Source organism: Variovorax sp. LjRoot175 (genome assembly GCF_964253805.1).
Lineage (GTDB): Bacteria > Pseudomonadota > Gammaproteobacteria > Burkholderiales > Burkholderiaceae_C > Variovorax.
The window spans coordinates 2,905,195-2,919,479 of record NZ_CAXURY020000001.1; the positions used below are offsets into that span (position 1 = coordinate 2,905,195).

The 14,285-nt window shown below is 69.9% G+C and carries 10 protein-coding genes; all 10 read right to left on the reverse strand.

Annotated elements, in window-relative coordinates; translation table 11 throughout:
* Positions 1-77: 77 nt before the first annotated feature.
* Genes ACSQ89_RS14515 through ACSQ89_RS14560 form a run of 10 tightly spaced genes read right to left on the reverse strand, consistent with a single transcriptional unit; the run spans position 78 to position 14,266 of the window.
* Positions 78-1,883, reverse strand: a complete 1,806-nt coding sequence (locus ACSQ89_RS14515) for an FAD/NAD(P)-binding protein (protein ID WP_436290313.1) — start codon at positions 1,881-1,883, stop codon at positions 78-80.
* Positions 1,880-2,815 carry a DMT family transporter gene (locus tag ACSQ89_RS14520; protein WP_436290312.1) on the reverse strand — a complete coding sequence of 312 codons (936 nt, stop codon included), beginning with the start codon at positions 2,813-2,815 and terminating at the stop codon, positions 1,880-1,882. The genes ACSQ89_RS14515 and ACSQ89_RS14520 overlap by 4 nt, the downstream gene beginning before the upstream one ends.
* Complete coding sequence (locus ACSQ89_RS14525) at positions 2,808-5,819, reverse strand: AMP-binding protein (RefSeq protein WP_436290311.1); 3,012 nt, start codon at positions 5,817-5,819, stop codon at positions 2,808-2,810. The genes ACSQ89_RS14520 and ACSQ89_RS14525 overlap by 8 nt, the downstream gene beginning before the upstream one ends.
* A complete protein-coding gene (locus ACSQ89_RS14530; RefSeq protein WP_436290310.1) occupies positions 5,816-7,603 on the reverse strand; it encodes an FAD-dependent oxidoreductase in 1,788 nt (595 codons plus the stop codon). Before ACSQ89_RS14530 ends, ACSQ89_RS14525 begins: the two co-directional genes overlap by 4 nt.
* Positions 7,600-8,673 carry an ABC transporter ATP-binding protein gene (locus tag ACSQ89_RS14535; RefSeq protein WP_436290309.1) on the reverse strand — a complete coding sequence of 358 codons (1,074 nt, stop codon included), beginning with the start codon at positions 8,671-8,673 and terminating at the stop codon, positions 7,600-7,602. Before ACSQ89_RS14535 ends, ACSQ89_RS14530 begins: the two co-directional genes overlap by 4 nt.
* Before the next feature lie 3 nt (positions 8,674-8,676).
* A complete protein-coding gene (locus ACSQ89_RS14540) occupies positions 8,677-9,660 on the reverse strand; it encodes an ABC transporter ATP-binding protein (RefSeq protein WP_093110050.1) in 984 nt (327 codons plus the stop codon).
* Positions 9,661-9,665: 5 nt separating this feature from the next.
* Positions 9,666-10,628, reverse strand: a complete 963-nt coding sequence (locus tag ACSQ89_RS14545) for an ABC transporter permease (RefSeq protein WP_436290308.1) — start codon at positions 10,626-10,628, stop codon at positions 9,666-9,668.
* 40 nt (positions 10,629-10,668) lie between these two features.
* Positions 10,669-11,646 carry an ABC transporter permease gene (locus ACSQ89_RS14550; RefSeq protein WP_436290307.1) on the reverse strand — a complete coding sequence of 326 codons (978 nt, stop codon included), beginning with the start codon at positions 11,644-11,646 and terminating at the stop codon, positions 10,669-10,671.
* Positions 11,647-11,665: 19 nt separating this feature from the next.
* Positions 11,666-12,676, reverse strand: coding sequence for a M14 family metallopeptidase (locus tag ACSQ89_RS14555; RefSeq protein ID WP_436290306.1), 1,011 nt, complete (start codon positions 12,674-12,676; stop codon positions 11,666-11,668).
* Positions 12,677-12,688: 12 nt separating this feature from the next.
* Complete coding sequence (locus tag ACSQ89_RS14560; protein WP_436290305.1) at positions 12,689-14,266, reverse strand: ABC transporter substrate-binding protein; 1,578 nt, start codon at positions 14,264-14,266, stop codon at positions 12,689-12,691.
* Positions 14,267-14,285: the final 19 nt, after the last annotated feature.

Consider the following 14,285-nt stretch of genomic DNA (forward strand, 5'->3'; position numbering starts at 1 on the left):
CCAGATATCGTGTCGAAACCGGAGCTCTTCTCCTCAACGCAAATTACCAAACGCCCGTGACGGCGCCTTGTAAATTCTTAGCTTCCGACGCCGAGCGACGCGCCTTCCACGGGTGCGGGCTGCCTCGAAAGCAGCTCGTCGATGGCGATCTGAATGCTTTCGTAAGCACGTGCGCGGCTGCGCGGCGACGGAAGGTAATGGTTGAAGTAGCTGTTGCCTTCCACAGGCACGCCCAGCAGCGTGATCGCGCGCACAGAGAGGCCGGTCGCATCGATCGGATGGCCCGACCGGTCGATGCAGGCCGGTGACGCGGGCGTCGCGGCAACCAGGCCCGAGCGAACCATCGCCGAAAGAAGAGAAGGCCCATCGCGCTCCGGCACGGGCTTCGGGGCGCGGCCTTCCACCCACTGTTCGAGGACGCTCACGAGCGGCACGTCGAAAACGCGGCTGCGCGCGCGCCACAAGCCGCGCGCGGGATCGCGCTCGATCGCCGGCGACGGCCCGAGCTCCGGCCGCAGCAGGCCGCATCGCATCAGCGCCAGCCACTCCCGGCCGCGCGACACCGGCGGGCCGACCACCAGTTGTTGAATGCGCGGCGCGACGCGGCCGTGGAACAGGCGTCGCGAGGCCGGCGCGAGCGCATCGAACTCCACGCCCTCGCGAATGAAAGGCCGCAGCACGCGCAGCATCTCCAAGGCGTACTTGTACGGACTGCCCGCCTCGCCCTTGCGTGCCTCTGCCACGTCGAAGTCCAGGCGCTCTTCGAAGCCGGCTGCAAAGGCGGCGGCCGAATCCCAGCTTGCGTGCGGGTCGGGCATCAGCAGCTGCTCGGGGCAGAACGACGCCATCGCCGGCCATCGACGAAGGCACGCCTCGCGCACGTCGGAGAAAGCCAGCGCGGACAACGCTTCGTGGCACGCCGCGGCGGCCTGCTCGCCCTGCGCGATCGCCAGCGCGCGGAACAGGTAGGCAGACCGCATCTCGGCGCAGATCGGTGCGAGCACGTCTTCTTCGAGCTGCAGGCCCGCCCTGCCCCGCACCGCGCGTCGAACGGCGAGGTGCGCTTCGGTGCAGAAGAGCGGGCGATACACGGTCGAGAGATCCAAGGGCACCGCGGGGCGGCATGCGAAGGGCGTGCCGGTGCGCGAGTGAACGTACATCACGGGCTCCCTGCCGCTGGGCAGGTAGCGCAGCGCACCGTCGCCGCCCTCGATGAAGCGCCCGCCGCGGCCATGCGTCAGTGCCGCCACGACATCGACGGCCACGAGACCGATGCCGGCAATGCCCACGGCGCTCCCGGGCTCGATGCGCTCGAGTCCGGCAACCGGATAGGCGGCGATCGCTGCCACGCTCGGCGGCGGATCAGGCGAATCCGCGAGCCCGTGGCCGGTGCAGACGAATGCGTGGTCCACGGTCAGCGAAGAAGCGTCGTCGAGCACGACGCGAACCCGGCCTTTGGCCGCGAGCGAGAGCTCCGACACCGACGCGCGCACCATGCGCAGCGCGAGGTTGCAAGGCGCTTGCCTCTGCAGCACCTCGACCACGTGGCGCAGGTATTCGCCGAAGAGCGCCCGCGGCAGGAACCCGTGCGGATCGGCATCGATGCCGCGCGCCGCCCGCAGCCATTCCACGAAGCTCGCGGCGCCGGGCAGCGGTGCCTCGCCGAAGTGGGAGGCGCTGAAGCTGTCGATCTGGCCCGACACGGTGTTGAGGAGCAGAAACGAAGGCAGCTCCGGCCGGTGCACGCCCGGTCCCGGCCCGGCAGGATCGATGACATTCACCGCGACCTGCAGCTCCGGCCGCCGCCGCGCCGTCGTCACCAGGCGGTCCAGCACGGCCACGCCCCAGGGCCCGGCGCCGACGATGGCGAGTTCAATCGTCATGAACGCGCGCCCTGCCCTTGCGCGGCGCCGGCGGGCGGCGCTGTCCCGCCCTTCCAGGTGATCAAGGCCACGCCGCCGAGGATCAGCGCCGCGGCCAGCACGACGTTCCAGCCGAGCGGCTCCGACAGGAAGAAGACGCCGAGCAGCACGCTGACCAGCGCACGCAGGTAGGCATTGCTGGTCGTGGCCACCGAGCCCAGCGTGCGGATGAGCCGGAAGAAGATGACGCTGGCCAGTGCGGTCGTGAGCAGCGCCAGACCGAGCGCCGCCAACGTGGTCTCGAGGCCGGGCGCGAGGGTCCATGGCCGGTCCACCGCCAGGCTGATCGGAACCATCAGCATGCTGCCGCACAGCAGCGAGGCCGCCGCCGTCACCAGCGGCGGCTGGTCGTCGAAGCGGTGGCCGAAAACCGCGCCGCAGGCATAGGACACGCTCGCGCCGAGCACGGCCAGCACCGCGAGCAGGTTCGCGCCTTCGAGCGCGCCGATTGCCTCCACGCCGGCGATCACGAGCACGCCGAGCAGCCCCAGCACGACGCCGGCGAACTTGCGCGGCACGAAGGGCGCCGAGCCGAGCACGAAAACCGACAGCATGAACGCGAACATCGGCACCGTCGAATTGATGACGCCAGCCAGGCTGCTTGCGATGTGCAGCTCGCCCCAGCTGATCAGCGTGAAGGGCAGCGCGCCCTGCAGCAGGCCTTGCACGAAGAGCTCGCCCCAGCGGCGCAAGCCGCGCGGGAACGCGAGGCCGTTGGCGGCCGCCAGCGCTGCAAGCACCAGCCCGCCGATGAGGACGCGAAGCGCGACCAGCGAGGCCGGCGGGTAATCCGCGAGCGCCACCTTGATGAGCGTGAACGAGCCGCCCCAGAGCGTGGCGAGCAGCAGCAGCAAGGCGTACTCCGCGGGCGGCGGCTTGGTTGTCTCAGGCATGGCAAAGCATCTCCAGGTGATGGCTGTAGTCCTCGGCCACGCGCTCCACCGCGGTTGGCGACAGGAGGCCGGCACGGTACTGGATCTCGAGGTTCGTGACATCGCTGTGGTCGCGCACCAGGAACAGCAGGTCGTACTTGAGCCGGTAGCCGCGATCGGCATGCCGCAGCGTCGCGGCTGAACCGGTGGCCTTGTTCGGCATGAAGTTGAGCGAGAAGCCGGTCAGCGGATTGCGGTCCGGGTCGAAGGCGATGCCCAGGTCGTCCAGCAGCTCGTCGAACTGCCAGGCCTGGTGCGCGGCGGCGCCTTCGATCTGCGCGCGGACCGCAGCGAGGAGCTCGCGCGGCGGCATGCGGTGAACCTGCATCAGGCGCAGCGGCACGAGGTTGATGAAGTCGCCGATGGCGCGCGCGATCTGCGGATGGGCGCGGCCCGCCAGGGGCGTGACGATGGCGATGTCCTCGCGCCGCGCGAGCGAGGCCGCGAGCCGGAAATACGCGGCAACGAAGAATACGTAGGGCGTGCAGCGCTGCCGGCGCGCTGCGCTGCGCAGCATGGCGCGCAGCGGTGCCGCCAGCGATGTCTCGAGCGCCAGGCAGCGCTGCGGATCGGCGCACTCGACCACCGGCGGCACGTAGCGGTGCGCGTAGGGCGGACTCATCAGCGCACGGAAGTACGCGCGCGCCGCATCCAGGCCCGGCCTGCACTGCGCCGATGCTGCCATGTCCCTGAAGGACGGCGGCACCTCGATCTTGTCGCCGGCCAGCTGCGCAGCGAGCTCCTGCGCGAACAGACCCTGGCTGGTGCCGTCGCTCACGAGGTGATGCACCGTCCACAGGAGCTTGCGCGCATCGTCCGGCAGCAGCAGCAGCGTGGCGCGGAACATGGGGCCGACGCCGAAGAGCGCGATCGCCTGCTCACCCTCGGCAATGCGCAGGGCTTCGATCGTCGAGGCCAGGCGCGCGTGCGCTTCGGCACTCAGATCGCAGACGCGCACGTCGAAGTCAGAGCCCGGATCGATCGACTGCATCACGGTGCCGCGCTCGTCCTGGGCGAAGCGCAGGCGCAGGCTGTTGTGCTTGAGCGCGATCTCGGCGAGCGCGTGCTGCAGCGCATGGCGGCCGGTGGCGGGCGGCAGGTCGAAGACAGCGACCATATTGCACCAGTTGCGATTGCCGCCTGCGCAGAAGGTGCGGAAGTAGCGGCGCTGCTGCGGGCTGAGTTCGAACCAGGTCGTGCGCGGCGCGGCCGGAATGCGCTCGGGAGCCTTGCTGCCGTGCGCGCGAAGATGGTTCGCGATCTCGCTCGGCGACGGTGCATGCAGCAAGTCCGCGGGCTGCAGATGCAGTGCCGAGCGCGTTTCGAGCTCGATGCACAGCTGCATCGCGGCCAGCGAATCGCCGCCGAGCGCGAAGAAGTCGTCGGCCGCCCCGACCTGCCCCACGCCGAGCGCGGCCGCCATGGCGTCGGCCACTGCCTGCGCCAGCGCGTCTTCGGGAGGCTGCGCGTCGGGCGAGGCGCTCGCGGGCGCGGGCAGGCGCGATCGATCGAGCTTGCCGTTGGCCGTGACGGGCAGCGCGTCGAGCGCGATGAACCGGCTCGGCACCGCCGCCGCGGGCAATCGCTCGGCCACGTAGGGCCGCAGGCGCCTGCGGACGGCTTCGGCATCGCATGCGGTCGTGAAGTACGCGACCAGCCGCGCATCGCCGGCGTCGTCCGTCACGCAGACCACGGCGGCATCGTCCACGTCCGGGTGGGCTTGCAGCACCGCTGCCACGCCCACCGGCTCGATGCGCGTGCCGAGGATCTTGAGCTGGTGGTCCTTGCGCCCCCGCAGGTGCAGCGCGCCCTGCGCGTCGAGCCAGCCAAGGTCGCCGCTCAGGTAGCCGGGCACGCCCTCGTGCTCGACGAAGTTGCGCGCGGCAGGCTCGGACGGATCGAGGTAGCCGTGCGACCGATGGACGGTCCGGATCAGCACCTCGCCGAGCTGCCCATCGGGCACGGGCGCGACCTCTTCGTCGACGATGCGCACCGAGGTCTGCGGCAGCGGCATGCCGCAGGACTGGATGCCCTCGGGCGCGGGATGGGGGACCAACGCCCAGAACTTGGCGAGCGTCGTCTCCGTCGGACCGTAGAGGTTGTGCACCGCGCTGCGCGCGAAGGCCGCGCGCCAGCGCTCGACCAGCGCGCCGGTGAGCGGCTCGCCGGCAAAGAGCGTGTGGCGCAGCACATCGTTGCGAAAGCCGGCAGGACGCGCGGCCAGGTAGCTCTGGGCGAGCGAGGGCACCGTGTGCATCACGCTGACCTGCATGTCTGCCAGCCACTCCAGCACCTGCGCGGGACTCTGAACCTCGCCCTGCGGTGGGACGCAGCCCGTGACGCCCGCGACGATGGGCAGCAGCAGGTCGCGCAGCGCCACGTCGAAGGACAGGCGCGTGAGCATGCCGACGCGCTCGCCCGGCGCGAGGCCCAGCATCCCCGCCTCCCAGGCCAGGAAGTGCGCGAGTCCGCCGCGCCGGCCGACGATGCCTTTCGGCCGGCCGGTGGTTCCGGAGGTGAAGAAGACGTAGCACGGGGCGTCCTGCGCCACCTGCGGCAGGACCATGTCGCTCAGGCAGAGGCCGGGGGTGCCGGACGAGGCTTCGGCCTCGTCCGGCGTGGAGTCGAAGCTGAGCGCCGGCGCTGCCGCCTGCACCATCGCCTGCTTGCGCTGCGCGGGCAGCGTCGCGTCGACCGGCACCACCACCAAGCCTTCGAGCAGGCAGGCCACCAGCATCGCGACGAGCGACGGCGTGGCGACACCGTGCAGCAGCACGCGCGTCCCCTGCCTGGCGCCGTGTCCACGCAAGCGCTCGATCTGCGCGACGACGCGCTGCTCGAACTCGCTGCGCGTCACGCGACAGGCATCGGCCTGCACCAGCATCTCGGCATGGCCGTGGCGCAAGCCGTGGACCAGCAGCTGCGTCAGCGACGGTGCCGCGAGCGCCGCAGCGTCGCGCATCATGCGCTCGCCTCGAACACGTCCGCGAAGCGCCGCGGATGGTAGAGCGCGTGCATCGGATGCGGCCTCTCCTGCAGTGCGCACAGCACCGCCTGCGCCACTTCGGGCGACTGGGCGAAGCCGCCCGTGTTGTGGCCGCCACTGACGACGAGACGGCCGCCGCTCCCCGCGTCCTGCACTTCGACCAGACCCAGCCCGGAAGGCGTCCAGGGACGGATGCAGTATGCCGGCGTCGCGCCGATCAGGCCGGTGCTGCGCGCGCGGTGGAACTTGTCGCCGAACAAGTCCTCGGCCGTTTGCATCACGCAGCGCGCCAGCTCCTCGAGATCCGCTGCGCGCACGTCGGCCGCATCGACGCCGACGAAGCCGTGGCCCGAACTGCAATGCAGCACCGGCGCGCCGGACGCATCGCGCCCCGGCACGATGTTGGCACCCTGCGCCGCCGCGCCGCTGCCGAAGCCGCGCCGCCGCACCTTGAGCGGCGAGGACAAGGGCATGCCGTCGTTCGGCAGCGTGACCCACATGCCGACCATCGCGCCGATCGCATCCAGCGCCGCGCTGCGCCCCTCGATGGAGCGGCCGTGCGCGCCCGGACAGATCACGTAGTGCCGCGCGCGGCAGAGCCGTCCGCCGATGACCAGGCCGCTCACCGCACCGGCGCCGTCGTGCCGGATCGCCGTGAGCTGCTGCTGCCACGAGAAGCGCACGCCCAGCTCCTGCAGCAGCCGGATCAGGTTGCGGCCGAAGCGCTGGATATTGAGCGAGAAGCCGCGCACGGCAAGCGCGCCCGCGATCGCGCCGCGGTCGATGGCATCGGCCAATGCGGGCTCGTCCTCGCGCAGGAGCCGCAGGTCGAGCGTGCGGATCAGCGCGCCGATCTCCGCCTCGGCTGTCCGCGCCGCGGCGAAGGAGGCCTGGTCCGGATAGACCCGCAGGAGCCGGCCGATGTAGTGCGCGTCCTGCAGGATCTCGGGATGGAGGCTGAAGATCTCCTGCCAGCGCGCGGCGCTCTGCCGATTGAAGCCGACGATGTCGTTGCCGTAGGCGAGCGCGGCCCACGGCGGCACCTGCTCCAGCTGCCGGATCCATCGGCGCTCGCGCTCGCCAAGATGTTCCGGCGCGCGCGAAAGCCAGCCGTCCTGCGACACCTTGGCGCGGAACTGCGTGTGCGTCTGCGGCGTGTAGCGCGGCGAACAGGCGAGGTGCTGCCGCGACTCGTTGAACGAGAAGATCCGCGCATCCCTGCCGCCGAAGGTGGCGCCGGCGCCGCGAGGCCGCTCGTGCTCCGAGGCCAGCGGATCGGCCATGCGCTCCACCACCGAGACATCGAAGCCATGCGTGCACAGCACGAGTGCCGTCACGAGATTGACTACGCCTGCACCGACGAGGATCACGTCCGCCGGCTGTCCGCCGGTCGCCGGCGGACGGGGCCGGTGCCGCGGGCGGCAAAGCGCTTCGGCCAGGACGAAGGCCTCGTACTCCGCGCGTTCCCAGGTGGAGGCGCAAACCCACGCACAGCGCGCGCCGGGTTGCGGCAGGTCGCGCGCCGGCGCCGCGCTTGCGAGGCGGCAGACGATGAAGCGGCAGTCCGGCAGCAAGGCCTGCAGCGCGGCGACCGCTTCGCCGTCTGCATCGCGCGCGATCACGACATCGGGCGCGAGCAGCGCCAGCTCATCGCCTGCCACATGCGCCGGCCTGGCCGCGAGGTCCGGCCGGTAGACGATGTTGCTGCGCAGGAAGATCTCCACCGACTCGCGCGCGAGCCAGGACATCACCACGATCTTCACCGCGCCCTCTCGGTCGCAGCCATCCGGGGGGTGACGGCATGCCAGCTTTCGTCGGCTTGCACGCGATGGCAGGCCACCCATCGGCCTGCCGTCACGTTCCGCAGCGCCGGCACTTCTTCCGCGCAGCGCGGCAAGGCCTGCGGGCAGCGCGGATGGAAATGGCAGCCTCGGGGCGGGTTCATCGGGGACGGGATCTCTCCCTGGATCGCGACATAGGTCTTTCTGCGCACCTCCAGCCGCGGCGCCTCTTCCAGCAGACCCTGCGTATAGGGGTGCAACGGCTCCTCGAACACATCCTCTGCCGACGAGGATTCCACCACCCGCCCAAGGTACATCACGACCACGCGATCGCTGATGTGCCGCACCACGCCGAGGTCGTGGCTGATGAAGAGATAGGTGAGATCGAGCTCGTCGCGCAGCTTCATGAACAGGTTGATCACCTGCGCCTGGACAGAGACGTCGAGCGCCGCGACCGCCTCGTCGCAGATCAGCAGCGCGGGCTCGACCGCGAGCGCCCGCGCGATGCCGATGCGTGCACGCTGGCCGCCGGAGAACTGGTGCGGAAAGCGCCGCATGAACTGCGGGTCCAGCCCGACCTTCTGCATCAGCTCGGCCACCAGCGCCTGCTGGTTCGAAGCGTCGATCATCCCGTGCGCAACCGGCGCCTCGCCGATGATCTGCTGAACGCGCAGCCGCGGATTGAGACTCGCGTACGGGTCCTGGAAGATCATCTGGATGGCCAGCATCCGGCGCCGCCAGGCCGCGCTGCCGAGCCGGTCTTTGAGCGCCGCGGTGTTCTCGCCCTGCCACCAGCGCTCCCCCTCGGTGAGGCCGTGCAGGCCGGCCGCCATGCGGCCCAGCGTGGACTTGCCGCAGCCGGATTCGCCCACCAGGCCGACCACCTCGCCGCGGCGCACCTCGAGGTCGACGAGGTCGACGGCGTGCACGGTCTGGTCGGCGACCTTCGCGCCCAGCAGGCCCGCCAGGCGGGCCGCCGCATCGGGCTTCTTCACGAAGCGCTTGGAGACCTTGCGAAGTTCCAGCAGAGGGAGGGAGGAAGTGGTTGGCATTCGTCAGGCCGCCTGAAAGGGATGGAAGCAGCGCAGTTGCCGCTCGCCCAGCTGCGTGAGCGGCGGTGCGGCGCTGCAGGCCGCGGTGCGGCGGCCGCAGCGCTCCTGGAAGGCGCAGCCGGGGGGTAGCGCGAGCAGCGAGGGCGTCATGCCCGGGATCTGCGCGAGCGGCCGGCCGCGCACGCTGCGCGACGGCGCGCTCGCGATGAGTCCGCGCGTGTAAGGGTGGCTCGGAGCTTCGAGCACGTCCGCGACGGCGCCCTGCTCCACGATGCGGCCGGCATACATCACCGAGACCGTGTCGGCCAGGCCTGCCACCACCGAGAGGTCGTGCGTGATCCAGATCAGCGCCGTGCCCGACTCGCGGCACAGCGCCTGCATCTCGGCCAGGATCTGGCCCTGGATCGTGACGTCGAGCGCCGTGGTCGGCTCGTCCGCAATGATGAGGTCGGGCTGGTTGAGCAGCGCGATCGCGATTGCCACGCGCTGGCGCATGCCGCCCGAGAACTGGTGCGGATAGGCCAGCAGGCGCGCGTGCGGCGAGGCGATGCCCACCGCGGCGAGCGCTGCGGCCGCGCGTTCACGCGCGGCGCCGACGCTCACGTCGTGATGCGCACGGATCGCCTCGACCATCTGCGTGTCGATGCGCAGCACCGGATTGAGCGTCATCATCGGGTCCTGGAAGATCATCGCCACCCGGTTGCCGCGCACGCGCTGCAGCGCACGCGGCGAGAGCTGCAACAGGTCGATCTGTTCTCCGCTGCGCTGTGTGAGCAGCACCTTGCCGCCCACCACCCTGCCTGGCGGATCGACGAGGCCCAGCATCGAATAGCCGGTCATTGACTTGCCGGAGCCGGACTCGCCGACCAGGCCCATGATCTCGCCGCGCTTCACGCTGAAGGACACGTCGTCCACCGCCTTGACGATGCCGGCACGGGTGGAGAACGCGGTCCTGAGACCCTCGACGACCAGTGTGGGAGAGGTCATGGCACTCATTGCTTCTGCAGGCGCGGGTTCAGCACGTCGCGCAGCTGGTCGGCCACCAGGTTGATGGCGAGGATGGTCACGAGCAGCATCAGGCCCGGGTACAGCGACATCCAGTACTTGCCGGCAAGCAGGTACTGCTGGCCGTTGGCGATCATCAGGCCCAGCGAGGGCTCGGTGATCGGCACACCGATGCCGAGAAAGGACAAGGTCGCTTCCAGCGAGATCGCGTTGGCCACCTGCAGCGCGGCGACCACGATCACCGGCGGCAGGCAGTTGGGCAGCAGGTGCCGGAACACGATGCGTGTGCCCGAGAGGCCCAGGCCGTGCGCCGCCTCGACGTATTCCTTCCTGCGCTCGATCAGCGCGGCGGCGCGCACGGTGCGCGCGTAGTAGGCCCATTGCACCGCCACCAGCGCGAGCGCCACGTTGCCGATGCCCGGCTTGAGCACCGTGATCAGCACCAGCGCGAGCAGGATGGCCGGGAACGACAGCTGGATGTCGACCACGCGCATCAGGAAGGCGTCGAGCCGCCCGCCGGCGTAGGCGGCCAGCAGCCCGAGCATGCTGCCGAGCGACAGCGCGGCCAGCGTCGCGACGATGCCGATGCCCAGCGAGATGCGCAGGCCGTAGAGCATGGCGGAGAGCATGTCGCGCCCCTGCTCGTCGGTGCCTAGCAGGTAGATGCGGCCCGACGCTTCATCGGCGCTCGGCGAGCCTGGCGGCAGGCGCCCGTCCAGGATGTCGAGCTGCGCGAGGTCGTAGGGATTCTGCGGCGCGAGCACGGGCGCGAACGCGGCGCCCGCAACCAGCAGCAGCAGCACCAGCGCGCCGACCAGCGCCAGCCTGGACTCGGCGAACTGGCGCAGGAAGATGCGCAACGGCGAGTCCGCCGGCGGGCTCGCGGGCCGCGTGGCCGGCAGCGCGGGTGCGTCGATCTCGTCGCCCAGGGTTGCAAACTGAGTGCTCATGGTGGATGTGTGTGGTTGGAGTTCGGGGGGACCTCGCGCGTCAGGCGGCTTGGTCGCTCAACCGCACGCGCGGATCGAGCGCCGAGTAGGCGATGTCCACCAGCAGGTTGAGCAAGGTGAACATCGACACCACGATCAGCAGGTAGGCCACCACGACCGGCCGGTCGAGCAGGCCGATGGATTCGATGATCAGCTTGCCTGCGCCGGGCCACGCGAAGATGGTCTCGGTGACGGCCGCGAAGGCCACCAGCGCGCCGAACTCCAGTGCCATCACCGTGACGATCGGCACCATGATGTTCTTGAGTACGTGCACGCCGACCACGCGCACGGGCGACAGGCCCTTGGCGCGCGCGAACCTCACGTAGTCCTGCGTCAGCGCCTCGCGCGTGCCGGCGCGCGTGAGGCGCGTGACCAGCGCGAGCTTGAAGAGCGCGAGGTTCACCGCCGGCAACAGCAGGTGCCGCAGGCCCTCGGCGCCGAACATCGACAACTGCAGGCCCAGCAACTCGCGCGTCGGCCCGCGGCCGCCGGCGGGCAGCCAGCCGAGCTGTACCGAGAACACCACGATCAGCATCAGGCCGACCCAGAAGGTGGGCAGCGAGAAGCCGAGGATCGAGCCGGTCATGATGGCCTTGCCGGCCATCGATTCGGGCCGCAAACCGGCCCACAGGCCGAGCGGGATGCCGATCAGCAGCGCAATCGCCATGGCGACGCAGGCCAGTTCCAGCGTGGCGGGCAGCCGCTCCAGCACCAGTGCGATGGCAGGCACGCCGTGCACGAAGGACTTCCCGAGATCGCCATGGAGCGCCCGCGAGAGGAAATGCTGGTACTGCAGCAGGAGCGGCCGGTCCAGGCCCATGGATTCCACGAGCCGCGCACGCTCCGCCTGGTCGGCGTCCATGCTGATCAGGATGTCCGCGGGATTGCCGATCAGGTAGACGCTGGCGAAGACCAGGATCGACATGGCGAAGAGGACCACCAGGCTCTGCGCCAGGCGTCGGATCACGAATGCGAGCATGTGCGTCCTGTGGGTTCGTTCAGGCCGGCGGATGCGCGATGCGCTGCATCAGGTAGCCCAGGCAGTCCTGGCGGATGGCGCGCACGTCGCGCGTCAGCATGGCGGCGGTGGCGCCCTCCTTCAGCCGGAGCTCGGCGCCGTCGCGCAGCAACAGGCCTTCGATCGGCTCGTCGGCGAAGCCGCGCACCTGCAGCGGCTCGATGGCCAGGTGTGCGGCGGTGGTGGCGAGCACGCGGTCGGCCTGCAGCGTGCAGAAGTTCATCGACTCGATGTCGGCGGGCAGCCGGATGTCCGCCTCATCGCCGTCGATGGAGAGCGTGATCGATTCCGGGATCTTCAGCACCGCATAGGCCTGGAAGATGTCCAGCGGCGCTGCCTCGGCTCCGGCGCCGAAGCTCTCGGGCGTGGCGTGCAGGCAGCGTTCGATCAGGCGCGCGGCCTGCACCACCCCCTGCGCGCTGCCGATCTCGCCGCACTCGCAGGTGATGGTCGGGCACAGTGGCGCGAACGCAGCGCCGAGCGACGACTGCGCGTGGATCAGCACCCCGATCGGCGAGAACCAGCGGGCCAGCCGCAGGTGCTTCTCGTCCAGCGCGCTGAAGCAGGAATACAGCGGATTGCGGCCGGAGTTGTTGTGCAGGTCCAGAGCGGCGAAGACCGCGCGCTGCTTCATGACCTCCAGCACGGCCGCGGCCATGTGCTCGAACTCCGTTGCCGGCGGGGCCGAGGTCCAGATGCGGTTGAAGTCGGGCTGGTGGTCGAGCCGGCGCACGCCTGCCTTGGCCGCCTCCACGTTGCCGACGAAGATCGACAAGGCGCGCGACAGCGGCTTCGCCGCATGCGTCGCCAGCACGGACTGCAGCGCATGCAGGCCCACGTCCTCGTTCCCGTGCAGCAGGATCGAGACGAAGAGCGGCGGCTGCATTTCGCCCGGCAGGTGGATCAGCGTCGGGCCCGGCAGCACGCGATGCAGGTCGCGCGCCGAGGCGGTGGCGAAGCCGGAAGGCAGATGGTCGAGTTGCTGCAGCATCGCGTGCCCGCCTCAGTCCGGCCGGACCTGCGACGCGAGCGTGAACTCGTCGACGCGCGGCACGAAAGCGATGCCCTTGCGCGCCGCCCAGGTCGCCACCTGGTTGTAGAGCGGGATGATCGCGTAGTCCTTCTTCAGCGCGAGCTCGGCGGCTTGCTGCAGCAGCTGCTCGCGCCTCTTGTTGTCGACCGTGTGCATGGCTTCGGTCAGAAGCGCGTCGAAATGCGGATTGCTGTAGCTGCTCCAGTTGATGGCGCCCATGCCCTTGTCCTTGTCGGCCGTGCCGAGCAGGCCGCGCATCGCGCCGGCGGGCTCGCCGCCGCCGACGCCCCAGCCGAGCAGGCCGAAGCCCAGTTCCTTCTTCGACGCGCGCCCGATGTAGGTCGACATCGGCGACACCTGCACCTTGGTCGCGATGCCGCCGCGCGTGAGCATCTGGCCGATGGTCTGCACCACCTGCTCGTCGTTGATGTAGCGGTCGTTAGGGCCGAAGATGGTGAGGCCGAAGCCCTCGGGGTAGCCGGCTTCGGCCAGCAGCTTGCGTGCGCCCGCGACGTCGACCGCCTCCGGCTTCAATGCCGGATTGAAGCCGAACATGCCGGGCGCGGCCACGTTGGCGGTCGGCACGCCGAGCTTGTCGAGCACGCGCTCGGCGAGCACGTTGCGATCGATCAGCTTCGAGATCGCCTGGCGCACGCGTGCGTCCTTCAGCGGGTTCTTCTGAAGCGGCTTGCCTTCCTTGTCGGTCACGAAGGGCGAGCTGTCGCGGTGGTCGGTGTAGAGGAACATGACGCGGCTCGACACCTTGTCGAAGACCGCGAGTTCCTTGTTCTGGCGAAACTGCGGCACCAGGTTGGCCTGCACGTTCTCCACCAGCTGCACGTCGCCCGACAGCAGCGCCGACATGCGTGCGGAATCGGCGGGCAGCATGCGCAGCGTGAGCGAGGACCACGCGGCCTTGGCGCCCCAGTAGTCGTCGAAGCGTGCGAACTGCACCGACGAGCCCGGCGTGAACTTCACGATCCTGAACGGGCCGGTGCCGGCGTCGAGCCTGACCTGGTTGAAGTCGCCCGTGCTCGCCTTCTCAGCCAGCTTCCTCGACACGATGAAGATGCGCGTGAGGTCGTTGGGCAGCAGCGGCGACGGCGTCGCGGTCGTCAGCTGCACGGTCAGCCGATCGATCGCCTTCTTGCCGGTGATGCTGCGCGTGTAGGTCGTGAAGGAGCTCGGACTGTTGGCGATGGTCGCGGGCCGGTCGAGCGAGAAGATCACGTCTTCCGCCGTCAATGCACTGCCATCGTGGAACTTCACGCCATCGCGCAGCTTGAACTCCCACGTCGTGTCGTCGAGCGTGCGCCACGAGGCGGCCAGCGCGGGGATCAGCCGGGTGTCGGGGTCCAGCGCCACCAGGGTTTCGTAGGCGTGGTTGACCACCGCACTCACCGCGTCGTTGTTGTAGAAGTGCGGGTCCACCGTGCTGGGGTTGCTGCTCAGCCCGATGCGCAATTCCTGCCCATGCGCGAGGCCCGCGCAGAATGCGAACAGCGCTGCGCACAGAAGGCCGCGCAGGCCGCCTTGTCTCCATCTCATCTGGTTGCTCCGTCCTCAA

What these genes read in the sequence shown, in the direction of transcription:
- ACSQ89_RS14560 (WP_436290305.1), bottom strand. Translation starts at nt 14,266, where the DNA reads ATGAGATGGAGACAAGGCGGCCTGCGCGGCCTTCTGTGCGCAGCGCTG.
- ACSQ89_RS14535 (WP_436290309.1), bottom strand. Translation starts at nt 8,673, where the DNA reads ATGCCAACCACTTCCTCCCTCCCTCTGCTGGAACTTCGCAAGGTCTCC.
- ACSQ89_RS14520 (WP_436290312.1), bottom strand. Translation starts at nt 2,815, where the DNA reads ATGCCTGAGACAACCAAGCCGCCGCCCGCGGAGTACGCCTTGCTGCTG.
- ACSQ89_RS14515 (WP_436290313.1), bottom strand. Translation starts at nt 1,883, where the DNA reads ATGACGATTGAACTCGCCATCGTCGGCGCCGGGCCCTGGGGCGTGGCC.
- ACSQ89_RS14545 (WP_436290308.1), bottom strand. Translation starts at nt 10,628, where the DNA reads ATGAGCACTCAGTTTGCAACCCTGGGCGACGAGATCGACGCACCCGCG.
- ACSQ89_RS14555 (WP_436290306.1), bottom strand. Translation starts at nt 12,676, where the DNA reads ATGCTGCAGCAACTCGACCATCTGCCTTCCGGCTTCGCCACCGCCTCG.
- ACSQ89_RS14525 (WP_436290311.1), bottom strand. Translation starts at nt 5,819, where the DNA reads ATGATGCGCGACGCTGCGGCGCTCGCGGCACCGTCGCTGACGCAGCTG.
- ACSQ89_RS14540 (WP_093110050.1), bottom strand. Translation starts at nt 9,660, where the DNA reads ATGACCTCTCCCACACTGGTCGTCGAGGGTCTCAGGACCGCGTTCTCC.
- ACSQ89_RS14550 (WP_436290307.1), bottom strand. Translation starts at nt 11,646, where the DNA reads ATGCTCGCATTCGTGATCCGACGCCTGGCGCAGAGCCTGGTGGTCCTC.